The 22,707-nt window shown below is 38.8% G+C and carries 23 protein-coding genes; 7 read left to right on the top strand and 16 right to left on the bottom strand.

The window, feature by feature from the left end; all coding sequences use genetic code 11:
• Nucleotides 1–23 precede the first annotated feature (23 nt).
• Nucleotides 24–569, bottom strand: a complete 546-nt coding sequence (locus IHV09_RS19970) for a flavodoxin family protein (protein ID WP_197190336.1) — start codon at nt 567–569, stop codon at nt 24–26.
• Nucleotides 570–708: 139 nt separating this feature from the next.
• Between IHV09_RS19970 and IHV09_RS19965 the strand changes: the two genes are divergently transcribed.
• A complete protein-coding gene (locus IHV09_RS19965) occupies nt 709–1,059 on the top strand; it encodes a hypothetical protein (protein WP_197189652.1) in 351 nt (116 codons plus the stop codon).
• 84 nt (nt 1,060–1,143) lie between these two features.
• Here the strand turns inward: IHV09_RS19965 and IHV09_RS19960 are convergent, their stop codons facing one another.
• A complete protein-coding gene (locus IHV09_RS19960) occupies nt 1,144–1,455 on the bottom strand; it encodes a hypothetical protein (protein WP_370569007.1) in 312 nt (103 codons plus the stop codon).
• A 120-nt stretch (nt 1,456–1,575) separates the two neighbouring features.
• On the opposite strand from IHV09_RS19960, the gene IHV09_RS19955 reads away from it, so the two are divergent.
• The 3 genes from IHV09_RS19955 to IHV09_RS19945 all read left to right on the top strand — a co-directional run bounded on the left by IHV09_RS19955 (nt 1,576) and on the right by IHV09_RS19945 (nt 4,623).
• Entirely contained in the window at nt 1,576–2,007 is a 432-nt protein-coding gene (locus tag IHV09_RS19955; protein WP_197131956.1) for a hypothetical protein, read from the top strand.
• Nucleotides 2,007–3,752, top strand: coding sequence for an anti-sigma-I factor RsgI family protein (locus IHV09_RS19950; RefSeq protein WP_197265323.1), 1,746 nt, complete (start codon nt 2,007–2,009; stop codon nt 3,750–3,752). The genes IHV09_RS19955 and IHV09_RS19950 overlap by 1 nt, the downstream gene beginning before the upstream one ends.
• 103 nt (nt 3,753–3,855) lie before the next feature.
• Entirely contained in the window at nt 3,856–4,623 is a 768-nt protein-coding gene (locus tag IHV09_RS19945) for a potassium channel family protein (protein WP_197265322.1), read from the top strand.
• A 33-nt stretch (nt 4,624–4,656) separates the two neighbouring features.
• On the opposite strand, the gene IHV09_RS19940 is transcribed toward IHV09_RS19945, so the two are convergent.
• The 3 genes from IHV09_RS19940 to IHV09_RS19930 all read right to left on the bottom strand — a co-directional run bounded on the left by IHV09_RS19940 (nt 4,657) and on the right by IHV09_RS19930 (nt 7,987).
• Nucleotides 4,657–5,061, bottom strand: a complete 405-nt coding sequence (locus IHV09_RS19940) for a YugN-like family protein (protein WP_197265321.1) — start codon at nt 5,059–5,061, stop codon at nt 4,657–4,659.
• 127 nt (nt 5,062–5,188) lie between these two features.
• The gene (locus IHV09_RS19935; protein ID WP_197265320.1) at nt 5,189–6,538 is read right to left on the bottom strand and encodes a glucose-6-phosphate isomerase; all 1,350 of its coding nucleotides are present in this window, start codon (nt 6,536–6,538) and stop codon (nt 5,189–5,191) included.
• Between the two features lie 285 nt (nt 6,539–6,823).
• Nucleotides 6,824–7,987, bottom strand: coding sequence for an iron-containing alcohol dehydrogenase (locus tag IHV09_RS19930; RefSeq protein ID WP_197131966.1), 1,164 nt, complete (start codon nt 7,985–7,987; stop codon nt 6,824–6,826).
• Between the two features lie 196 nt (nt 7,988–8,183).
• Here IHV09_RS19930 and IHV09_RS19925 point away from each other — a divergent pair, with 196 nt between their 5' ends.
• Entirely contained in the window at nt 8,184–8,420 is a 237-nt protein-coding gene (locus IHV09_RS19925; protein ID WP_197131970.1) for a DUF378 domain-containing protein, read from the top strand.
• Between the two features lie 40 nt (nt 8,421–8,460).
• Here the strand turns inward: IHV09_RS19925 and yugI are convergent, their stop codons facing one another.
• The 4 genes from yugI to IHV09_RS19905 all read right to left on the bottom strand — a co-directional run bounded on the left by yugI (nt 8,461) and on the right by IHV09_RS19905 (nt 13,112).
• Nucleotides 8,461–8,880, bottom strand: a complete 420-nt coding sequence (gene yugI / locus IHV09_RS19920; protein WP_066397183.1) for a S1 domain-containing post-transcriptional regulator GSP13 — start codon at nt 8,878–8,880, stop codon at nt 8,461–8,463.
• Nucleotides 8,881–8,960: 80 nt separating this feature from the next.
• Nucleotides 8,961–10,877: an asparagine synthase (glutamine-hydrolyzing) gene (asnB, locus tag IHV09_RS19915; RefSeq protein WP_197265319.1), complete on the bottom strand. Its 1,917-nt coding sequence runs from the start codon at nt 10,875–10,877 to the stop codon at nt 8,961–8,963.
• A gap of 229 nt (nt 10,878–11,106) precedes the next feature.
• Nucleotides 11,107–12,489 (bottom strand): class II fumarate hydratase, encoded by a 1,383-nt coding sequence (locus tag IHV09_RS19910; protein WP_197265318.1) that lies wholly within the window; start codon nt 12,487–12,489, stop codon nt 11,107–11,109.
• Nucleotides 12,490–12,956: 467 nt separating this feature from the next.
• The gene (locus IHV09_RS19905) at nt 12,957–13,112 is read right to left on the bottom strand and encodes a sporulation protein YjcZ (protein WP_197131979.1); all 156 of its coding nucleotides are present in this window, start codon (nt 13,110–13,112) and stop codon (nt 12,957–12,959) included.
• Nucleotides 13,113–13,621: 509 nt separating this feature from the next.
• Between IHV09_RS19905 and IHV09_RS19900 the strand changes: the two genes are divergently transcribed.
• Nucleotides 13,622–14,506 carry an alpha/beta fold hydrolase gene (locus IHV09_RS19900; protein ID WP_197131982.1) on the top strand — a complete coding sequence of 295 codons (885 nt, stop codon included), beginning with the start codon at nt 13,622–13,624 and terminating at the stop codon, nt 14,504–14,506.
• A gap of 68 nt (nt 14,507–14,574) precedes the next feature.
• On the opposite strand, the gene IHV09_RS19895 is transcribed toward IHV09_RS19900, so the two are convergent.
• From IHV09_RS19895 to kynU, 4 genes are all read right to left on the bottom strand, one after another.
• On the bottom strand, nt 14,575–15,705 hold the full coding sequence (locus IHV09_RS19895) for a conserved virulence factor C family protein (protein ID WP_197265317.1): 1,131 nt from the start codon (nt 15,703–15,705) through the stop codon (nt 14,575–14,577).
• Nucleotides 15,706–15,711: 6 nt separating this feature from the next.
• On the bottom strand, nt 15,712–16,014 hold the full coding sequence (locus tag IHV09_RS19890; protein WP_197189658.1) for a hypothetical protein: 303 nt from the start codon (nt 16,012–16,014) through the stop codon (nt 15,712–15,714).
• A gap of 157 nt (nt 16,015–16,171) precedes the next feature.
• A complete protein-coding gene (gene kynB, locus IHV09_RS19885) occupies nt 16,172–16,798 on the bottom strand; it encodes an arylformamidase (protein WP_197265316.1) in 627 nt (208 codons plus the stop codon).
• A gap of 12 nt (nt 16,799–16,810) precedes the next feature.
• Entirely contained in the window at nt 16,811–18,082 is a 1,272-nt protein-coding gene (gene kynU, locus IHV09_RS19880) for a kynureninase (protein WP_197131993.1), read from the bottom strand.
• Nucleotides 18,083–18,185: 103 nt separating this feature from the next.
• Here kynU and IHV09_RS19875 point away from each other — a divergent pair, with 103 nt between their 5' ends.
• Complete coding sequence (locus IHV09_RS19875; RefSeq protein WP_370569006.1) at nt 18,186–19,355, top strand: CapA family protein; 1,170 nt, start codon at nt 18,186–18,188, stop codon at nt 19,353–19,355.
• 48 nt (nt 19,356–19,403) lie between these two features.
• Here IHV09_RS19875 and IHV09_RS19870 read toward each other — a convergent pair whose 3' ends face one another.
• The 3 genes from IHV09_RS19870 to IHV09_RS19860 all read right to left on the bottom strand — a co-directional run bounded on the left by IHV09_RS19870 (nt 19,404) and on the right by IHV09_RS19860 (nt 22,632).
• The gene (locus tag IHV09_RS19870; protein ID WP_197131995.1) at nt 19,404–19,553 is read right to left on the bottom strand and encodes a hypothetical protein; all 150 of its coding nucleotides are present in this window, start codon (nt 19,551–19,553) and stop codon (nt 19,404–19,406) included.
• A 124-nt stretch (nt 19,554–19,677) separates the two neighbouring features.
• The gene (locus IHV09_RS19865) at nt 19,678–20,997 is read right to left on the bottom strand and encodes a Na+/H+ antiporter family protein (protein WP_197189661.1); all 1,320 of its coding nucleotides are present in this window, start codon (nt 20,995–20,997) and stop codon (nt 19,678–19,680) included.
• A 147-nt stretch (nt 20,998–21,144) separates the two neighbouring features.
• Entirely contained in the window at nt 21,145–22,632 is a 1,488-nt protein-coding gene (locus IHV09_RS19860) for a leucyl aminopeptidase (RefSeq protein WP_197265315.1), read from the bottom strand.
• Nucleotides 22,633–22,707 lie beyond the last annotated feature (75 nt).

The raw sequence follows: 22,707 nt of genomic DNA, 5'->3' as shown, positions 1-22,707 counted from the left end.
ATTAAAATACAAAAGCACACTGATTATTTCTCAGTGTGCTTCGATAAAGCTGTCTTAAATGATTTAGCATCTCCCAAGCTTTTTGAGTCAGCTAATATCTCCTCAGGTGCATTTGCTTCTCCTATTAAATAACCAACAAATTCTGTACCTAAAAAGTCGAATATATATTGAAATTGCTGAATCAAGGGCAGTGCTTTTATTCGAGGATGGTCTCCCCCTACTGTAATAACATAAGCTTTTTTATCGCCCATGGTTTTCTTAAAGTTTAAGGTTTCGTCTCGTAAACTCTCTGAGAACCGATCTACAAAGTTTTTCATGATCCCACTCATTCCATACCAATAAACAGGTGTAGCAAAAATAAGTACGTCATATTGTAGAATCTCTTTGATCAATTCCTCGTAGTCATCATCTACCTTAACAAATCCGCCTGCATCATGGCGTAGATCATCTATAGGATTGATTTTGAAGTTTTTGAGGTAAAAAGAAGTATGCTGAATGTTGTCTAATGCCTTTTGAGTCAGTGCTTCCGTGTTACCATGTTCTCTAGAGCTGCCGTTAATAACTGCGATTTTCATTCTTATCACCTTTCTTTTACGTATCATCTTAATTGCTAGAAACTCTCTTCAAAAAAATGGTTGATTGCATCGTAATCTCATAAAAAATAGAAACAAAGAATAGAGTATAAGATAACAAATTAGGAGGTCTATAATGATCGTATTCACCATTATCTGCATGATTGCTTTCTATCTTCTAACGATACATGATTCTAAGAAGTTGAAACAAGTCATCTGGCCGTTTTACGGAATAATAGGCATCGTGTGTTTTATCAGCTTACTCTCATTAACATCTGATACCGTGACTTATGAATATTGGGTACGATTGTTCTTTCTCGTCTTAACCATACCAGTGTTGATTCTTGTTGTTCGTAAAGTGTGGCAGCTCAGTTCTGAAACGACGAGATGGATTCAATATACAGTTTCTGTTCCTATCTCTATTCTGTTTATCCTCACACTCTGGTTTTGCTGGAACATGTTTCCGATTTTTATGTATGTTTTATAAGAAGAACCAATACAACCGTCTTCAGTTGCTAACTGAAGGCGGTTGTATTGGTTTAGAAGTGTCCTCTTTAGATGGACAAAATTGCTATTTGTCTTTTTCGGGGGTCTGACCCCCTTGCATGAACGAAAGCACTTCCTTGACGATCGTGTTTATCTTTTGGTTGATAAATTGATCTCCAAAGCTTTCTTTTGCTTGCCTGATTGCGGCAATTACTTCTTCATCATATTGAATGAGTTCTTCATCATCTTCTGCTTCATTGTATAAATCGATCATGCTGTCTAACCCCTCTTGCATGCGATCTATCGCTTCACTATATTTTTCTCTATCTTCCTTATTATATTTCAACTTCATCACCCATTCACAGCTTTTCCATCTATGAGTGCTAACAAACTTCATAAACAATTACTCTTGTGACTTTTTTCACTATTTTTTCATAGGAAAGTATACTATAATTATTTGGTTATTATTATCTTGAAATATATTATTTTACATATTAGTCGGAAGGAGGGGGAACAATTGATCCGCCGTTGGTTTACGAAAAAAAATAAATCATTGCAGCCTGCATTTGAAACACCGTCTTCAAATTCATCGTTGAGTCTATGCACAAGTACCACGGATGAACCAGATCCTGTAAAAGAAATATCGCATTTTAAAATGCGGTTAAAAGAATATGGAATAGAGTTTAGTCACTTAGTCTCCAGCACTCCTAAGGATGTTGAAAACAGACAGCAAGCCATAAAAGTTGCTGAAGAAATCTCGAAAGACCCTGAGATGCGGAATTACTTTCTAACGTGGAAACGGTTGCCCCTTCTTCATAACGAAAGTACACAGCATCAAAAGCACACCATGAAAAAACAGCGAGAATACATAACCGCTCTTACCCTTATCTTTATAGAAAACTATCAAGTGTTGCTGCAATATGTTCCTGGCACGGGAGGAAAACACTAATGAACAAAGCGATTATTGTAGAGGTTAACAAGCGCCATGTCATCGTTCTTGCAGAGGGCGGAGAATTTAAAAAGATTAAAAATACCAATGCAGCCTATATGGTCGGTCAAGAAATTCGTCTTCCAGTAAGACAAGAAAACAAGAAATCTATTTTCTCTATTTTCATAAACTGGAAAACAGGAACTGCCGTAGCTCTGGCTATCTTTCTCTTATTCTTTCAAGTACTCGCACCGATATCAGGACCTGGGGCGTATGCCTATGTCGGCATAAACATGGATCCAAGTCTTGAATTGAAGATTGACGAAGAAATGAGAGTACTGGATATCTTGGCTTATAATCAGCAAGGTCATATGGTTCTTGATCGGTTGAACGATTGGGAAAATGAAGAAATCGAACATGTAACTGACCTTATTTTTGATACATGCGAAGACCTCGGCTATCTGAAGTCAAAGGAAGAGGTATTGATTACTACAACCTTATCTGAGGAAATACCTGCTGATAAGGAGAAAGAAATTAAACAACAAGTGAATGAAGTGATGACAGAGACCGCTAAAAAGAAATCGATAGAGATGACAACTATCGTGATGAGTTCTAAAGAGCGCGAACAATCTAAAAAGATGAAAATGTCACCTGGTCATTATGCGATTTATAAAGCAGCTAAGAAGTCTGGAATGAAAATTACGAAGAACGAAATTTCAACTCTTACAATAGAAGAGATTTCAGAAAAAGTGGGCCCTATAAAAGAGCTTTTAAAAGAGGATCTTGAAACAGTTGATGCCTCTGAAGACAAGAAAGAGGATCTTGTATACGAACCGCCTCTACCTATCTTAGATATAAAAGATTCGAGTAACGAGGTAAAGGTTGAGAAGGAAGTAACACCGGTTCAAGAAAAAATACAGGAACCTCAGAAAAAGAAAACGTTCGAATTACCTGTAAGTCATGCTGAAATTCCTTCTGCACCAAAAAAGGAAGAAAAGCCAGCCGAAAAACCAATTAAGAACGAGCAAGAAAAACATGTGAATACGCCTGCTCCTTCTGGTGGTGAGCAGGACAAGAATACACACAAAGCACCTACGAAGAGTACACCTGTCGTCACAGCACCAAAGGAAGAGAAACCAAAACCTGTAAAACCCGTAGAGGATAAACCGAAACAGGAAACACCAAATGAGGAAAAACCTAAACCAGAAATTCCGAAAGAAAACATTCCTAAGGAAGATACTCCAAAGGTAGAAACGCCTAAGGAAGAAAAGCCTAAAGACGAGACACCTAAAGAAGAAAAACCTAAAGAAGAAACACCTAAAGAAGAGACACCTAAAGAAGAGACACCTAAAGAAGAGACACCTAAAGAAGAAACACCTAAAGAGGAAACACCTAAAGAGGAAACACCTAAAGAGGAAACACCTAAAGAGGAAACACCTAAAGAGGAAACGCCTAAAGAGGAAACGCCTAAAGAAGAAACACCTAAAGAGCACTGGATTTATATTGAAATTATTATTGATGGTATCGTTATAGAAGTTCGCATTAAAGTAACAACAAATGTCACTGATGCTGAGTTAAAACAACAAGCATTAACCACTTATCATCAAAATGCTTCAAAAGAACAGTCATGCCCTACGTCAACTTCAGCATTCACGCAAGAAGTTGAGCAAGCTGAAGTTTCTAAAGAGTTACAACAAACAACAGAAAATGAAGTTGCATCAGATTCTTCCATTGAAGAACCACCACTTTTAGAAGAGGCTTCATAATGGCAAACCCCAGGACTAACTCCAGTCCTGGGGTTTTTGTTTTCATTTCGGTATAGACAGCAAACTTTTATGGCAATAGTGATAATAGGAGGAGAGTGTTTGTATGCGGTCTATTTATTATGCTTACTTAAGAATGCCGATGCTGATTCGACTTGCGATTATTCTTTTTAGCATTCTATTATCCAGCGCTATTTTAGCTCACCTCTTAGAAACAAAAACATTTCCAACTATATTTGAAGGGTTTTATTGGGCAGTTATTACGGCCGGAACAGTTGGATATGGCGATTTCACTCCTGAATCAACTGAAGTAAGGATACTAGCTATTTTCCTTGTGTTCATTGGCGCGTCTTTTTTTGCCTTTTTGACTGTTCACTTGGCAAGTTCTGTTGTTAAAAGAGAAAATCGCTTTCTAGAGGGGAAAAATATGTATAAAAATAAAGATCATTTCATTATAGTAGGCTGGAACGAAAGAGCTAGACATACGATTCAAGCTCTAAAAGAGCAATTAAAATCCAACCATATCGTTTTAATCGATGAATCATTAAAAGAAAATCCGTTATATGTTGAAGGCATTCATTTTATCCATGCTAAACCTAGTGAAGATCATACTTGGATGATGGCTCATGTTAAACAAGCTCATACCGTCTTAATTACAGCTGATGCAAACTTAAAGGAATACGAAGCTGATACGAATACGATTCTTTCTATTCTTACAGCCAGAGGACTGAACCCTACAGTATCTATTCATGCAGAAGTGTTAACAACGGAGCAAACTTCAAACGCAATACGAGCTGGTGCCGACCATATTATACACACTTCAAACCTTGCTTCACATGCGATGGTTTCTAGCCTTGAAAAAGAGATACTATAAGAAAAACAGATAGACGTCATGGTCTATCTGTTTTTAATTTAATACTGCAGTTTCTACCTTTTTCACTAAATCTTTGGCGATCCCGATCCACTTTTGATCAACCGTCGCATCCGGATCTTGCGGCTCTGAAAACTGATTGAAGCTCCCTGAGATATTACCTGTCTCAGCATTGTCGTCGAGCCCAACCTGATATTTGTGAGCCAGTAAAAAAGGTTCACCAAATTTAATAGTGGTATCTTTTTTATCTAACTGACCATCAATGGCTTGAAAAGGAATTCTCAAAAACGTATACCCTACTTCATCATCCAGTTTATAATCGAAATAGCCGTGATCATAATCCCAGTTCCCGCCGTAAGAAAAGCCCATCCCTTTCAAAACATCTTCAGCTTCATTTAATGCACAACACTCATTTTCAAGTTTGCTTTTTATCGGTTTCATCATTGTCACCCCTTTATTGTCTATTTCTTAGCGTATCCAATCTGACATGAGATTATTTGACCATTAGTATAAGTAAACATAAAAAAAGCCTGACTCAGCAATGTTTGAGTCAGGCTTAAAAAAATGATTATAGACGCTTTTCTAATTCTTCTTTTTCTTTTTCAAATCCAGGTTTACCTAGAAGTGCAAACATGTTCTTCTTGTATGCTTCTACTCCTGGTTGGTCGAATGGATTAACACCTAACAAGTAGCCACTCACCGCACACGCTTTTTCAAAGAAATAAACCATATATCCAAAATGATAAGGTGTCATTTCAGGAATACTTACCACTAAGTTTGGTACTCCACCATCTGTATGAGCAAGCATTGTTCCTTGGAATGCTTTCTTGTTAACAAAATCCATTGTCTGACCAGCTAAGAAATTCAGTTTATCCAAATTCTGATCATCTTCTTCGATTGTAATTTCTTCTCGAGCTGAACCTACGTATAACACCGTTTCAAAAAGGTCACGTCGCCCTTCTTGCACGTATTGCCCCATTGAGTGAAGATCAGTAGTGAAGTCAACTGACGCTGGATAGATGCCTTTGTAGTCTTTTCCTTCACTTTCACCGTAAAGCTGCTTCCACCATTCAGAAACATAGTGAAGACCCGGCTCGTAGTTTACCATTAATTCGATGGTTTTGCCTTTATTATAAAGAGCATTACGAACAGCAGCATATTGATAAGCTTCGTTCTCTGCAAGGTTTGGGTTGTTGAAATCAGCTGCAGCTTCTTTGGCTCCGTTCATCATCTCTTCAATGTTCACTCCACTTACTGCGATTGGTAATAGACCAACAGCAGTCAGCACTGAGTATCGTCCACCTACATCATCAGGGATGATAAAGGATTCATAGCCCTCTTCGTTCGCTAATGTTTTTAGTGCACCCTGAGCTTTGTCAGTAGTTGCATAAATACGTTTACGAGCCTCATCTTTACCGTACTTTTCTTCTAAAAACTTTCTAAAGATACGGAACGCAATCGCAGGTTCAGTCGTTGTCCCAGATTTAGAGATCACATTTACAGATACATCTTTATCTTTTAATACATCAAAAAGTTCTTTAACATATGTCGATGAAATGTTCTGTCCAGCAAAGAATACTTGTGGAGTCTTGCGGTCTTCTTTTGATAAAAGATTGTAGAATGAATGATTTAACATTTCGATCGCTGCACGAGCTCCTAAGTACGAGCCACCAATTCCAACAACAATCAATACATCAGAATCACTTTTAATTTTTTCAGCACTTTTTACGATTCGGCTAAATTCTTCGCGGTCGTAGTTTTCAGGAAGGTCAACCCAGCCAAGATAGTCATTCCCTGCACCGGTTTTTTCATGAATTGCTTCATGAGCAGTTTTTACCGCACCCGTAAGATAATCTACTTCATGCTGACCAATAAAAGAAAGGGCCTTGCTATAATCAAAACTAAGTTTCTTTGTCATATGTAAGCCTCCTAAAACATCATTATTCTTTCACTTTATACAAGTACAAGGACCAAATCAAGAAACCAGTCAAATGTAATCGGTTTCTTTACAAAAGACGAAATATTCAAAAAGCAGCCATATAAAAAGAAGGATCGATCCCCTCTTTTTATATGGCTTACAGTTATTTCATGCTCGTCAGGCAAGTTGATTGCAGTGGAGGGTGCGAAAAACTCCTGGGGCTCACCGCACGCCCTCTGGAAAGAAAGCATCCCACAACCAAAATCAACCACTTTCATGAAACTTTTATAAAGACATTCTTAAAATGTTTAGTACATCTTCTTTATTCTGCTTCTTAAAGTTACCGAACTCACCTCTTGCCATCGCTTTATCTGCGATAAGGTCAAGCTTTGAATCGTCAATATCATAATCCTTAAGAGCATTCGGAGCTCCAAGAGACGACCAGAATGCAGAAAGACGATCAATACCTTCAAGAGCCACTTCTTTATCGGACTTTCCTTCTGTTTCAACGTTAAACACTCTAACAGCAAGTTGCTTGAAGCGAGCTACATTCGTATCCACATTATGTCTCATCCAATTAGGGAAAAGAATAGCTAAGCCGCCAGCATGCGGAATATCATAGACCGCTGAAACAGCATGTTCAATGTTATGACTTCCCCAATCACCTCGAACACCCATTTGAAGTGTACCGTTTAGTGCCATCGTTCCGTTGTAAAGAATTGTTTCACGCAACTCATAGTTCTCAAGATCTTCTAGAAGCTTAGGTGCGGTTTCCATTACTGTTAATAGAATGGATTCAGCAAAGCGATCTTGTAGTGGTGTGTTTGTAGCGTTATGGAAATACTGTTCAAATACGTGCGACATCATATCTACAATTCCATAAATCGTTTGATCCTTAGGAACTGAGAACGTATAAGTAGGATCTAAAATTGAAAATTTAGGGAATACAAGAGGACTTCCCCAACCATATTTCTCTTGTGTTTCCCAGTTCGTAATAACAGAACCTGAATTCATTTCAGATCCAGTTGCAGCTAACGTAAGAACTGTTCCAAAAGGAAGTGCATCTTCCACTTGAGCTTGTAGAGTAATGATATCCCATACGTCTCCATCATACTTAGCCCCAGCTGCGATTGCCTTTGTGCAGTCAATAACACTTCCACCACCAACAGCTAATAAAACATCGATGCCTTTTTCTTTACAAATTTCTACGCCTTTACGAACAGTAGATACTCTCGGGTTTGGTTCCACACCTGAAAGCTCACTAACCTCTGCATCCATCTTATTAAGCTCATTCATCACTTCATCAAACAAGCCGTTTCGTTTTATGCTTCCTCCACCATAAACCACGAGGACTTTCTTTCCGAATTTCCCTAATTCGTCCTTTAGCGTTTGAATTTGATTTTTACCAAAAACTAATCGAGTTGGATTGTAGTATATATATTCGTTCATGAATATCTCTCCTTCTTACATGGTTAATCCGTATTATGTGGGACATAAAATGTAATGTAAAGTAATTAGCTTATCGAATACTAGCATGTGTTTTATTGATTAGTTTCATGCCAGTGATTAAGGGAATGAATAATTGTAGACATAATATGCCACCCTAAGGAAGCTTTTCAATTATTAAAAAGAGGAGGGGAATTACATGAGTGGATTACAGCGTTTCGCACTTGCATTGGTTATCATTGGAGCCATCAACTGGGGTTTAATCGGATTCTTTCAGTTCGATCTAGTTGCTGCTATTTTTGGAGGTCAAGATGCTGTTCTTGCCCGTATCGTCTATGGTCTAGTAGGTCTTTCTGGTCTTTACTGTTTAACACTATTGTTTAAACCTTCCGAGGAACTTAGCCGAGAAGGTCATACAGAACATAACCGTGTATAATTTAAATAAAAAAAAACCTCTCGATCGAGAGGTTTTTTTATTACTTTTTAAGGCGCTTGTTTAGTTGAGCTTGACGATCTGTAGACTCTTTCAACCAATCTTTAAGTTTTGCTTCAAGAGTGTTGAAACCTTTGTTAGCGTCTTGATTGTTTGTGTTGCTCTTTTTGTTATTATTGTTGAATCCACCAGGGCGGCGTTCTTTTTTAGGTGCAGGAGCTGGAGCTTCCTGTGTTTGTCGGATGGACAGTGAAATCTTCTTGCTGTCTTCGTCAACAGAAAGAACCTTTACTGACACAACGTCACCAACACTTAATGCATCGTTAATATCTTTAACGAAACCATGTGAAACTTCAGAGATGTGTACAAGACCTTGTACATTATCATTTAATGCAACGAACGCACCAAAAGGCTTAATGCCTGTAACTTTACCTTCAACAATGCTACCTACTTCAAAATTCATGAAAACACTCCTAACTATTTTTTAACCTGTTAAGTATAACATAACTAAATCATACAAGCAAAACTAATAAAGAGTGTGTTTTATCGACTTGAAACCATCATTTCTTGAATTTGATCTTGTTTTGGTGAGAGGTCTTCACCAAAGTGATACATTTTCTCAATATTTATTTGATGCCACAACATGAACATGAGTACTGTCCATATTTTTCTGCTGTAATCGCCTCTGCCAGCTCGGTGTCCTTCTAAAAGATTCAGTACTACATCTTTATTTAGATATTGGTCTGTATGACTCGTCTGTATGAGTTGTATAGCCCAATCATACATCTCATTTTTTAACCAATGTCGAATTGGAACAGGGAAACCTAACTTACGGCGATGCAGCACAGAATCAGGAACGATCCCATTCATCGCTTCCCTAAGTGCATATTTTGTTGTTCCATTCGTTACTGTAAGACTTGGATGCAATTTGGAAGCAACATCGAATACTTCTTTATCAAGGAAAGGCACCCTTAGCTCTAGCGAATGAGCCATCGTCATCTTATCAGCCTTAACGAGAATATCGCCTCTCATCCAAGTATGAAGATCAATATATTGCATTTTATGAACATCGTGAAAAGCTCTCGCTTCCTCATACAACGGCTTAGTTACATTTTTGTAGTTATAAGCAGGACGATATTCTTTTAAGAGTTTGCTTTTTTCACTCTCTGAGAACATTTTCGCATTTCCAATATAACGTTCTTCAATTGTCATACTTCCTCGCTGTATAAAACTCTTCCCTTTAACACCTTCAGGTAGGATGCTTGCGATGGCAGCTAGCCCTTTTGCAACACCTTTGGGCAATGAAGAAAGATGTCTTAATGAGTGAGGTTCATGATAGATGTTGTATCCTCCAAACAACTCATCAGCACCTTCTCCAGAAAGAACTACTGTCACGTGTTTTGCTGCTTCACGAGCGACAAAATACAGGGGAACAGCTGCTGGATCAGCTACTGGATCATCCATATGCCAGATGATTTTTGGAAGTTCTTTAATAAATTCTTCAGGTTTAACTAAATAGTGGATATTTTCAACGTTTAATGCAGCAGCAGTTTGAACAGCTACATCAATCTCACTAAACCCTTCTCTTTCAAATCCGACCGTAAACGTTTTTAGCGATGGGTGCAGTTCACTCGCTAAAGCGACAATTGCACTTGAATCTATTCCTCCAGACAAGAAAGCACCTACAGGAACGTCAGAACGCATATGAACTTTTACTGAATCTCGCATAACAGAACGAATTTCATTTTTCGCTTCTTCAAGTGTCATATTATTTGGTTTAAAACTAGGCTTCCAATACGATTGGATAGACATCGGTCTGCCCGCTTTTTTTACAAAATAATGGCCAGGTTCAAGTTTTTTGATCCCCTTCGTTAAGGTCATAGGCTCTGGCACGAATTGATAGGTCAAATAATGATGAAGTGCTTCGGCATCTACTTCTTGCTTTTCTTTAACAACGTTAATACTTTTCTTTTCAGAAGCACAGTATAGTCCTTCCTCATCCTCAAGATAGAAAAAAGGTTTGATCCCGAAACGGTCTCTTGCTCCATAAAGCTCTTTCTTATCTTTATCCCAGATTAAAAAGCCAAACATCCCTCGAAGTTCAGTAAAGGCTTTTTCTCTTCTCTCACTAAAAAGAGCGAGGATTACCTCGGTATCCGAATGGGTTTTAAACATATATCCTTTTTCTTCTAGATCTTTTCTTATTTCAACATAATTATATATTTCACCATTAAAAATAATCCAATAACGGTCATCTTCGTATGAAAGTGGTTGTTTACCACTTTCTATATCAATGATGCTCAGACGGCGAAAACCGAAGCGAACATACTGATCTACAAAATGACCACTATCATCTGGACCTCGATGAGTAATGATGTTAGTCATATTGATTAATTGCTCAGTTTCATTTTGTTCTACCGTCTCAGGCGTGTTTAACATATATCCAATAAAACCGCACATTTTCAAGTTCCTCCCCAAAAAACAGTTCAAATGTCCACTTTTCATTTATTAAACCAAGTTAACTAATTGGTTTTCCAGAATATTATTTATTTCCCTTTATATGTGAATGAACTTCTCTATTATAACTCTGTAAATTCCAATCTTCACTAATTATTTGTTAATAATATGAAAAACAAGAAATCTGTACTATATTTGTCGAGAAAAGCGATTTAAAAGTTACAGCATAACTTTAAATCATTGAATTTGGATCTAGGATTCGGTCAGCTTCTTCTCTAGTTAAGATCTTTTTTGCAACCAGCACTTCTTTTAATGTCTTGCCTGTCTCGAAACTTTCTTTTGCTACCGCTGCTGCTTTTTCATATCCAATATGAGGGTTTAGCGCTGTTACAAGTGAAAGACTCTGCTCGAGCCAATTTTGTATATTCTCTTCATTAGCAGTGATATCTTTTAAACATTTTTCTGTAAAGATAGTGATTCCATTACTCAAGATTGTGATAGATTGGAGCACATTGAAACCAATTACAGGCATCATTGCATTGATTTCTAGCTGACTTCCGATTGCAGCTGTGGACACACATGTGTCATTACCTATTACTTGTGAACAGATCATATACATGTTTTCTAAAATGACCGGGTTGATCTTGCCTGGCATGATCGATGATCCTGGCTGCACCGCTGGCAGCATGATTTCAGCAAATCCTGTCCTTGGGCCACTGCTTAACAGTCTAAGGTCACTCGATATTTTTATTAAGTGGAGAGCTAATTCTTTTAAGTGACCGCTTACTCGAATCGCTGCGTTCGTATTCTGCATAAAAGCATATGTATTGTCACTCTGTGTAAACGGCAGCTTCGTTTTTTGTGCAATCTGTTTTATTGCGAGTTGTGCATAATCAGGGTGAGCGTTTATTCCTGTACCTACTGCATTTCCACCCAATCCTAAAGCATATAAAGAGGTCTCTGAATGTTCTAAAGCATGCTTTACAGATTCTAGTGTGCCTCTGTAACCTTTGAATTCGCTGCCTAATCGAATAGGCACAGCATCCTGCAAATGTGTTCTGCCCGCTTTAATAATCTCGTGAAACTCTTTTTCCTTTTCCTTCAAAACTTGAATCAAACGACTAAGAGCGGGATAAAGGGTTGTTTGAAGTTCAGATGCAACTGAAATTTGTATAGCTGTCGGAATGGTATCATTGGTGGATTGTGACATATTCACATCATCATTAGGGTGAACAAGTGAATAATCACCTTTTTCCCCGCCTAATATCTCAGAAGCACGTGAAGCTAGAACCTCATTCATGTTCATATTTTGAGAAGTGCCCGCTCCTGCTTGGTAGGCATCTACAACAAATTGATCTCTCAAATAGCCGTTAACCACTTCATCTGCTGCCGAAATGATGGCTTTCGCTTTTTCGTTACTTAGTGCCTTACATTCTCTATTCGCGAAGGCTGCGCTACCTTTAATGATAGCTTGTGCTTTTATGAATGATAACGGTAACCGAATACCGCTGATCGGAAAATTTTCTACCGCTCTTTGTGTTTGAGCTCCATAGTAGGCCTCTTTAGGGACCCTAACTTCCCCCAACGTATCTTTGGCAATTCGAAATTTATCCAAGATCTCTACCTCCTTAAGTAACCTTATAACTTGTATCCCCTTCTTAAAAAAGATGTAACCCTTTTCCAAAAACACCTTTACTATGTAATTAATTGTTGTAAACAAAAAAAACCGCCTTTTTAGACGGTTTTCGTTTTGTGCAGTGAAACGACCACAGCAGGCTCTTTTTTTATAAACTTATGCTCTGTTCTAAACCCTGCTTTCTTTTGTTTCAGAAAGGTCTTTTCCGATATTGGACGGGGCCTTGACCAGGAAAGGGAGTCAAGATTTTTCCAGTTATCATGTGTAATGATCTCACTTTTGTAATAATAACAGTTACCGCTTACGTATTCTTCACATATATAGCGGACTGTTTGTCGACTATGCATAACATCTCTCCATTTTTTTCTTTCATTATCCCCGCATAACTGTTCATCCATACTTAAGCAAAAAAAGGCCTGAAGACCCTACCTCCAAGCCTTAATCTGTTAGTCTCTAGTGTTCCACCACCACCAGCCACCAAATATCAAGATGAGAATAAATACTATAATTATTACAGCCCAGATCCAACCGTAACCATAGCCGCCATAACCGTAAGCTCCGTAAGCATACGGGGTATAGTAAGGATAATATGGAAATGCCATCCTGCTACCTCCTCTTATTTCTTTATGCGTTCTTACTCCTTATTAAAATATGTACGAAGTGGGTAAAGAGGAATAGAGGCAAACGCACAAATTTTGGCTTTCCATTACTTTTTTAAGTTTTAAAAGGCTGTTTTGGATGTTTTCTTTTTCTCTTTCTTCTATGCAAGTTGATTGAAGCGTAAGGTTGCCGACTTCTATAGGACGAGCGGTCAGGTGAGATCCTTAAAGGCGCAAAGCGGCAGTCCGAAAAGTGGAAGTGACTCGTTTAGCCCCGACAATCAAAAGGTGAAAACACCTTCAATATTGTATTCTTCATGGACTTCGAGTAGCTAGTCAATGCAAATAGACATGAGGCTCACCGTTCGCCCCATGGAAAGCATCAATGTAACTATACACGAATGCAAAAATTTTTTAGAAAGTAAAAAAAAGAGGAAATAATTTCTCGTTGTATCTTGTGGATCGATTGGTGAAACTACTCATAGAATTCTGCGGACGGAGGTAAGACATTCATGGCTCATGATGAAAAGCACAATTATTATCCAGGATATCGAATCAATGTGAATAATGTTCAAATTTATTATGAATACTTCGATCACGAAGATCCACATGCGAAAGTCTTAGTTCTCGTGCATGGATTTTTATCTTCTACGGTTAGTTTTAGAAAGCTGCTTCCTTACTTAACGAAGACGTATAAAGTATTGTCTATCGATCTTCCAGGGTTTGGACAGAGTGAAAAATCGACAAATTTCATCTACAAGCTTTCTAACTATGGACAACTGATTATAGATTTCTTAGACGCTTTAAACATTCAAAACGCCATATTGATCGGGCACTCTATGGGCGGCCAAATTTCTATGCATGCAGCAAAGAAGTCTCCAGAGCGAATTGAAAAATTAATCCTTCTTGGCTGTTGTTCATATGTAAAAAGAGCAAGCCGTTCTTTAATCGCATGCTCCTACTTACCGTTGTTTAGTTGGGGAATGCGCAATTGGATTCAGAGAAAAGACGTAAAAGAAAATTTACTTTCTGTCTTACATGACTCAAAGCTGGTTACGGAAGAAATGATTGAAAGTTATAGAAAACCGATTAGCGAGGTAGCGTTCATCCATTCTTTAGTCAGGCTATTACGGCAACGAGAAGGAGATATGTGCTCACAGGATTTAAATCAGATTCAGCAGCCCGTATTGATGTTATGGGGCAAAGAGGACAAAGTGATGCCCGTTAAAACAGGTTATCGTTTAAAACATGATCTACCTAGCGCTGAACTTATCGTCTATGATAAATGCGGACATCTGCTGATGGAAGAAAAGCCCCAAGAAATATGCAGTGAAATCACACGTTTTATTGAGCGAGGAATCACTCACGGAACTGATTTTCAACAAGAAACATCCTGATCATTTCTGATGTAATATAATTAATAAAAGAGGCTGAGCCCATGTCCTCTGCAGGCTCAACCTCTTTTTTATTGTTCGCGACTCTTTGTCATCTGTTGCCACACTGTACCCGCTGCTTCTTCACCGCTTTGGATCCGTTCGATCGCAATTTTCACTTGAAGAGATACTTCAAACTCAGGATCATCTTGAGCTGCTTTTAAAGCAGGAAGTGCTGTCTCGTCACCAACTTCAAATAAGAAGCGCGCCGCTCTCCATCTTACTAGTTTATTTTTATCGGATAATGCATCACACATTACAGGGATGGCTTTTGCATTTCCTAGATCAGATAATGCATCACCTGCTGTACGTCTTACCGAAACATTCTTATCCTCAAGAGCTAAGTATAAGAGAGGTAGCACAGCTTCATCCTCGATCATTCCTAAATAGACGACAGCCAAACGTCTTATAGAAGGTTTTTCGTCTTTAAGAGCCTGTTTCAATACCATTACATCATCAATAGATGGGTTTATTCGTTCTAATGCCGCATAACGCGTCTGCCAATCTGAGTCGCGAAGTTGTTTCGCTACTTCTGAAGTGGAAAGTGTTTCGACTTCAACTTCTTGTTCGGTATTTGTGCTATATGCTTGTTTTACTAATTGATCTAATCGTTCTTGAGGATAGACGGCTGATAGCTCTTCGGCTACTTCACTGCCTACTTGCTCAAATGTACCATAACGAACTCCTTGATCTTCCCATTGTCTTTCCATAACAAGGTTGTCGGAAGAATCTTGAGCCTCTAGTGCAGCTTTACCAAATCGCTCAGCGAGTCCTACTCGTCTTTCTTCCTGTTCGGTTTTAAGTTTGATCTGCATAGGAAGTCCTCTAAACATCTGAACAAGAACCGTAATTTCTTTTATCTCATCTTCTTGCTGAGCTTGTTGATCAGAAGTATCAAGCTCTTCTTCTTGACCAAAAACGGATCTAACTCCTGCGAGTACATCTTCCCATTTCGCACGAGGGTTTCGTTCTAGTGCAATGAAGTCTGCAACATGATAAATGCTTTTAACTCCGTCCACTTTAAGGATCTTTTGAATAAATTCTGGAGCATTCTCAGCTTCATCTTTCTTATAGTTGTAACGTTCAGATCCCGGCAGAGTTTCTGTTAGGTTAATCTTCATTGAATTTGGGCTTGGAGTTGGTTCGATACCTGTAATTTTCATTTTCACTCACTCCTCATTTTCGTGTTTCAAATCTATGCGTAGCAGATATTCGTTGATCTGTTCTTTTTCCTTGTCCGTGAACTTATATTCACAATCAACACCTTCATCGTGCGCAATGATTTCTTGCAGCTCACCATTTCCATTATAGACAGCTAACGCACTCGGCTCATTAAGTCCTTCAGGAAAAATCTCAAGGTTGTCTATCTCAAAAGAAACATATACATTTGTCCATGGACCAACCTGCACCACATCATGCCCTGTAAAGTGTAAGGTTCCTTCAAAATAATTAGTAAATCCATATTTGTACATAGCCGTCCTCCAAGTAATATCTCTTATCTATTATAAGGAACAATAGGTAAAATCTCAAAAATGCAGGTTTACTTCAGCAACACAGCGAGACCCATCATCAATTATTATTACAAAAAGAAAAAACAAACACATCATTTCGTGTTTGTTTTTATGAAAGTTATTTTACTAGTTCTCTAAGAACGGCTCTCACAGGACTTCCATCAGCCTCGTCAAGGGAAAGTGGAAGAGCGATTAACTCGTATTCTCCTTCAGGCACTTCATCTAATACAAGTCCTTCTAATATATAAATGTTGTGCTCAAAAAGAGCATGATGTGCACATAGCTCTTTGCTATCTAGTGGATCAACGGAAGGCATATCTACACCGACCAAGCCGACTCCGCACTCGCTAAACAGTTTAACCGCTTCTGGTAATATAGGCACGATCTGTTTTGGAAACACGGACCGATCTGTCCAACATCTTGTTTTGAATAGAACTCGTTTTGTACCAGCTTGCAGTTTATCTTTCACTGTCTCAGCCGTTATCTCTTTAGCGTTCGTCACATCAATAACGACCGCTCGTCCCACATATAAGTCGAGGTGTAAGCCCCCGATCCTTTCTCCGCTATTCGTGAAGTGATAAGGTGCATCAATATGTGTACCGGTATGTGTGCTCATCTCCACTTTTCCAACGTTTACAGAACCAGAATCTTCTTTCGTCCAAGCAAGATTGAAGTGATACGGTGTATCCCCTGGCCAACCTGGTACTCCGTTGTAAAGCGGCATGGATATATCAAATAATTTCACGACTGCCACTCCTTATGCAATAACTTCTCTCTTATTTTCATACTTCTCATATTCACGATTTTTCATGATCTTGCTTAATATTTTGACTGCTTCGAATACATCACGATAAGAATTATACAATGCCACAGGAGCTAAACGAATAATGTTAGGTGCTCTAAAATCCGGAACGATGCCATTGTCTTTTAATGCCTTGCAAATTCTCGCAGAATCATTATGCATGAGAGCAACATGCCCGCCTCTTCTTTTATCGTCTAGTGGATTTACGATCGTAAACTCGTTTTCAAGCTCTTGATTCAACAAGTCCATGAGCAGAGTCGTTAACTTTAAAGATTTCGTACGAATGCGGTCGATCTTGGCTTCCTCAAAAATAGATAACGATCCGATCAATGGTGCTGTGCTCAGCATATGAGGTGTTCCAATCTGGTAACCCCCCGCAGAATTTTCCGCATTAAAATGGTGATCCATATCAAACTGTGTTTCCTTTTTGCTCCCAAACCAGCCAGATAGTCCGGGCGTTTTCGTGAAATGCTTTTTATTGACGTACAATCCACCGACTCCACCAGGACCTCCATTTACGTATTTGTAATTGCACCAAAATGCAAAATCAACGCCCCATTTACTGAGTTCGTGAGGAAGAGCTCCGATCGAGTGACAAAGATCGAATCCGATTGGTATATTTCTTTTATGTGCTTCACGTGTTAAACGTTCTATGTCTAACAATTGCCCGCTTCTATATAGGACAGATGGAAGTAAGATAAGAGCTACATCCTCTGTCATCTTATCGATGATATCCTGTTCATCCAGCGTTAAACCATTCTTGCTTCCTACTTGAATCAAATCAGTATCTGGATTGAGCCCCTTTAATTTTAATTGACTTTGTAAGCCATAAATATCAGAAGGGAAAGTGAGCTCATCTGCTAATATCTTCGTTCTTCCCTCTTTTGGTTCAAAAAACGTAGCGACCAATTGATGAAGGTTTACAGTAGTTGAACCTGTTACGATCACTTCTTTCGCTTCAGCTCCAACCAATATAGCAAGTTTCTCAGCAAGTTTTTCACTAAGAGTAAACCATGGGTATTTACCACCCATCCATCCGTCAATTCCATTCTCTTTCCAGTCATTTAATACATCAAGCAAAGATTGTTCTGCACGTTTAGATAGAAGACCTAGCGAGTTTCCATCTAGATAGATTGATTCATCTTTTGTATAGAACTCTTCTTTAAAAGAAGCCAGTTCATCATTTTGGTCCATAAGGTCTACTGTTTGCGCTGTTATTTGTCTCATTTTGTACTTTCCTCCCGAATGCAAGAATTGAAACCGTTTCCAATACAGAGTAATTTGACATATACATATCCCCTCTTCTTCCATTATGATAGACAAAAAGGGGGTGTTACCACTGAAACGTCTTTGGTGGTTCACAGGTATTGTAGTCGTATTCTTTTCGACAATCGCATTTATATATATGTATAATAACGCAGATTTACAAACGGTAGAAGAAAAAAAGATACCGAAACAAGAAAACACATCTACGCCAGAAGAAATAAAGACAGAGCCGATTTCTCAGGAGCCTGAAGAAATAAAAACAGATCTCACACTTGCTGCAGTTGGTGACATCTTGATTCATGATACGGTTTATAATAAAGCGAAAACTGCAAAAGGCTATGATTTTAATCGCAACTTCACCTCAGTAAAATCATATTTAACCGAGCCTGATATTACGATTGCTAACCAAGAAACAATGATTGGTGGTACACAGCTTGGTCTATCGTCCTATCCCTCGTTCAATTCACCACATGAAGTAGGTGATGCTTTAAAAGCAAACGGTGTTGATCTCGTTACCTTAGCAAACAACCACACACTTGACCGTGGAGAAAAAGCGATCGTAAGTGCCTTGAACTATTGGAATCAAATAGATGTGATGTACACCGGTTCATATTTAACAGACAAAGACAGACAAAATATTAGACTGATCAAAAGAAATGACATTACGTTATCCTTTTTGAGTTATACATACGGAACGAACGGAATTCCTGTACCTACAGGCAAGGATCATCTTGTCAATCTGATTGAAGTAGAGCGGATCAAGCAAGACATTAAAGAGGCTAGAAAGTTATCTGATGTGAATGTGGTATCTCTTCATTTCGGAAACGAGTATGAAAGGATGCCGAATGAGTTTCAAAAGAATATCGTAAAAGTTGTAACCGAAGCAGGCGGAGACATCATCATCGGTCACCACCCTCATGTTCTTCAGCCTGTAAAATGGGAGACCGCAAGAGACGGATCAAAAACGTTCGTCGCTTATTCTCTCGGTAATTTCTTATCTGGTCAGAGACGAGAATATAAAGACATCGGTGGGATCGTTCAGCTGAAGGTAACAAAACGGCAAAAAGGATCGGAAAAAACCATTGAATTATCAGAACCGAAATTTCTGCCGACCCATGTAGATCAAGCTTTTGTAATTCAACCGATGAAAGACTTACCTGCAATGAAAAAATCTTATGAAGAAATAAAAACACATATGAAGCAGTGGGTTCCCGAACTTACTTTTTTTGAATAATCCTTCATAAAAATAGCTGACTCCTGCTTTTTAGGAGTCAGCTTACTTTTACTTTCCTTTTGATCTTGGGCTTTGGGTATCTCTTTTTGGTAATTCATCACTAAATTTTTCGTCAGAAAATTCTACATTTGTCATGCTTTCTGTTGGTGTTGAGTTGTTTTTCGCTGCTGCATCCCAAGCGTGTTTCCGTTTTGTCATGGTCTTTCCCTCCTTGTTTTTAGCATGTGTATTTATGCTGAAAAATAGCATGCGATGAACCGATAAATTTCTGATGATAAACAAAAAACCGCACATGGCGGTTTCTCAGTGAAAACAAACTTTTTTATAGTACCATCGCTGCAATAAATCCAAAAGCGATTAATGGGATATTGTAATGCAAAAATGTCGGTACACACGTATCCCAGATGTGATTATGCTGATTATCAACATTAAGACCAGAAGTAGGTCCAAGTGTACTGTCAGAAGCAGGGGAACCTGCATCACCTAACGCAGCCGCTGTACCGATCAACGCGATCGTCGCCATAACGCTTAGTCCTAATTCTCCAGCTAGGGGTACGAAGATTGTTGTTATGATAGGAATTGTTGAGAACGATGAACCGATTCCCATTGTTACGAGCAGACCGATAACTAGCATTAACAGTACGCCGAGAGCAGTCGAGTTACCGATAAATGAAGCACTGTCTTTAACTAATGTTTCTACTTCTCCTGTCTCGCGCATTACTGCTGCAAAACCTGCGGCAGTGATCATAACAAATCCAATATACGACATCATTTTCATACCTTCGGTTAATATCGCATCTGAAGCATTCAACTTTAACTGTCCGCTGAAATACAGAACGATAATCCCTGATAAAGCTCCGAAGATCATTGAGTCCGTTTGTAATTGTACAAACAATGTAGCGACAATAGCCAAAACAGCTACAATGATGGAACGAGCTGTATAAGATACATCATCTGTTTTAGTCATTCCGGTCGTTCTATCTTCATATTTGCGTGGTTTACGATACGTAATAAAGACAGCGATCAATAGACCTACAATCATGCCTAGAGAAGGAATCGTCATCGCAGCAGGAATCTGGTCCATCTTAACAGTTAATCCACTATCCTTCATGTTCGTCTGAAGAATCTCATGAAAGATTCCTCCGAATCCTACCGGAAACCACATATAAGGTGTGACCAATCCAAACGTAATAACAGTTGCAACTAACCTACGATCAAGCTGCAGTTCATTTAAAACGTGCAACAATGGTGGAATGAAGATTGGAATGATCGCAATATGAACTGGAATCAAGTTTTGGGAGAATGAAGAAATCATAAGGATGATAAATAAGATTAGTACTTTTGATAACGACTTCTTTTTTGATTCTCCTTCTTTTCCAACCAATACGATAGCTTTTTCAACCATCAGTTTTGGAAGTCCTGTACGAGATAACGCTACAGCAAAACTTCCTAATAACGCATAACTTAATGCGATGACTGCATTCGATCCTAACCCCTCAGTAAATACTGTTATGGTTTCTGTTAAACCCATTCCTGCTACGAACCCGCCTACTAAGGCTCCGATTAACAAAGCTACGACAACATGTATACGTAAAAGGCTAAGTACTAGCATAACAGCTACCGCTAATACCACAGCATTCATTTCATTTCCTCCTCAATAACTTTATTGCTTTATTTCGCTAAATCACTAACATGTTAAACCTTTAACAAATTAACATGGATAACGGGATTTTGTCAAACCCAAAACAAAAACTGGCTCTCATCAGTGAGAACCAGCTTCGATTATTGATTATGCTTTAAAGTTTCTTACGAAGTTAACGAGTGTTCGAACCATAACACCTGTTGCTCCTTTTGGACCTAACTCTGTAGATTTTCCAGAATACGCAGTACCTGCGATATCTAAGTGAACCCAAGGCGTATTTTCAGCGAACTCGCCTACAAACAATCCACCTGTAATGGCATGACCCAGTCTGCCTGTTGAGTTGTTTAGGTCTGCAACATCACTTGTTTTTAGCATATCTTTAAATGGCTGAAAACTTGGAAGGAGCCACAAATACTCCGCTTCATCCGCTGCAGATTGCTTAATATGTTCATAGAACTCTTCATCGTTAGTAAGAGCACCTGTTGTACAATCTCCGAGTGCTACAACAACTCCGCCAGTTAAAGTGGCAACGTCAACAATATATTTTGCTCCTTGTTCCTTTGCATACGTAATCGCATCAGCTAGGATAAGACGCCCTTCTGCATCCGTGTTGCGAACTTCAATAGTCTTTCCACTCAGTGAAGTGATCACATCTCCTGGCTTCATAGCCTCTCCGTTGATCAAGTTCTCTGAAGATGGAATCACAAACATTATATTAATCTCAGGCTTCAGTCGTCCGATTGTCTCCATAGCTCCTAATACAGCTGCACTTCCACCCATATCGCTTTTCATCTCATGCATGTTGAGAGCAGGTTTAATGGAATAGCCTCCCGCATCAAAGGTTAACCCTTTTCCTACTAAAGCAACATAAGGATCTTCCTTCTTACCGCCTTGATATTTTACTGTGATCAATTTTGGAAGCTGATCTGACCCTTTACTAACCGCGAGTATCGCTCCCATTCCTAGCTTCTCCATGTCTTCCTTTTCAAGGATCTCATATTCCATGCCATATTCGAGCGCCACATCAATTGCTTCAGCAGCAAGATCTGTAGGTGTAAGAAGATTCGCTGGCGTGTTCACAAGATCTCGAGCAAAGTTAATCCCTTTCGCATAAGCAAACCCGCTCGTCAGCCCAGCTTCAGCCTCACTGTTTTCCGTATATACAGTAACCGCTTCTAGCCGTTTTTGTGGTTCATTCGTTTTCTTTTTGTAGTCTTCAAATTTATAAACCGCGGTACCTGCAGCTTCACTAAAGGCATGTGCAAGCTTTTCCATAGGGAGCTGATCTGTATGGAACGTATCTAGCAATATAGAAAATTGTTTTCTCTTTTCTTTTGTAATTTCTTGTACCGCTCTTCCAAATGTGCTTCTTGCTTTGTCATACGTGAAATCTTCGCGTTTGCCTAAACCCGCAAAATAGATTCTTTTCGTTCCAAGCTGACCTAGCGTATTAAGTTTTTTGATGCTTTTTAGGCGATTTGATAAATCACCGTCTTTTATAAGATCAGTCATTATTCCTTTTAATTCATTATCCATATCTGCCATTACACCAGTAAGTTTTGGTTCTTGAAATAAACCGACCAGTAGGACTTCTTCTTGTTCGCTGGTATTCCAAAGTTGTTTGATCGTAAACATGTTAAAGTTCCCCCTTTTTCGTTATAAAGCTCTGCTTCTCATTATACTCTTTCTTTTAGAATATTTCGAATTCAC

The sequence above is a fragment of the Fictibacillus sp. 23RED33 genome (assembly GCF_015903925.1).
In the GTDB taxonomy this organism is placed as follows: domain Bacteria; phylum Bacillota; class Bacilli; order Bacillales; family Fictibacillaceae; genus Fictibacillus; species Fictibacillus phosphorivorans.
The sequence above is the reverse complement of the archived record's forward strand: the minus strand, read 5'-3'. Positions and strand labels throughout refer to the sequence as shown.

Excerpts from the sequence above, each read along its gene's own strand:
- IHV09_RS19965 (WP_197189652.1), top strand. The coding sequence starts at position 709 with ATGATCGTATTCACCATTATCTGCATGATTGCTTTCTATCTTCTAACG.
- IHV09_RS19960 (WP_370569007.1), bottom strand. The coding sequence starts at position 1,455 with ATGAAGTTTGTTAGCACTCATAGATGGAAAAGCTGTGAATGGGTGATG.
- IHV09_RS19950 (WP_197265323.1), top strand. The coding sequence starts at position 2,007 with ATGAACAAAGCGATTATTGTAGAGGTTAACAAGCGCCATGTCATCGTT.
- IHV09_RS19945 (WP_197265322.1), top strand. The coding sequence starts at position 3,856 with ATGCGGTCTATTTATTATGCTTACTTAAGAATGCCGATGCTGATTCGA.
- IHV09_RS19940 (WP_197265321.1), bottom strand. The coding sequence starts at position 5,061 with ATGAAACCGATAAAAAGCAAACTTGAAAATGAGTGTTGTGCATTAAAT.
- IHV09_RS19935 (WP_197265320.1), bottom strand. The coding sequence starts at position 6,538 with ATGACAAAGAAACTTAGTTTTGATTATAGCAAGGCCCTTTCTTTTATT.
- IHV09_RS19930 (WP_197131966.1), bottom strand. The coding sequence starts at position 7,987 with ATGAACGAATATATATACTACAATCCAACTCGATTAGTTTTTGGTAAA.
- IHV09_RS19925 (WP_197131970.1), top strand. The coding sequence starts at position 8,184 with ATGAGTGGATTACAGCGTTTCGCACTTGCATTGGTTATCATTGGAGCC.
- yugI (WP_066397183.1), bottom strand. The coding sequence starts at position 8,880 with ATGAATTTTGAAGTAGGTAGCATTGTTGAAGGTAAAGTTACAGGCATT.
- asnB (WP_197265319.1), bottom strand. The coding sequence starts at position 10,877 with ATGTGCGGTTTTATTGGATATATGTTAAACACGCCTGAGACGGTAGAA.
- IHV09_RS19905 (WP_197131979.1), bottom strand. The coding sequence starts at position 13,112 with ATGGCATTTCCATATTATCCTTACTATACCCCGTATGCTTACGGAGCT.
- IHV09_RS19900 (WP_197131982.1), top strand. The coding sequence starts at position 13,622 with ATGGCTCATGATGAAAAGCACAATTATTATCCAGGATATCGAATCAAT.
- IHV09_RS19895 (WP_197265317.1), bottom strand. The coding sequence starts at position 15,705 with ATGAAAATTACAGGTATCGAACCAACTCCAAGCCCAAATTCAATGAAG.
- IHV09_RS19890 (WP_197189658.1), bottom strand. The coding sequence starts at position 16,014 with ATGTACAAATATGGATTTACTAATTATTTTGAAGGAACCTTACACTTT.
- kynU (WP_197131993.1), bottom strand. The coding sequence starts at position 18,082 with ATGAGACAAATAACAGCGCAAACAGTAGACCTTATGGACCAAAATGAT.
- IHV09_RS19870 (WP_197131995.1), bottom strand. The coding sequence starts at position 19,553 with ATGACAAAACGGAAACACGCTTGGGATGCAGCAGCGAAAAACAACTCA.
- IHV09_RS19865 (WP_197189661.1), bottom strand. The coding sequence starts at position 20,997 with ATGAATGCTGTGGTATTAGCGGTAGCTGTTATGCTAGTACTTAGCCTT.
- IHV09_RS19860 (WP_197265315.1), bottom strand. The coding sequence starts at position 22,632 with ATGTTTACGATCAAACAACTTTGGAATACCAGCGAACAAGAAGAAGTC.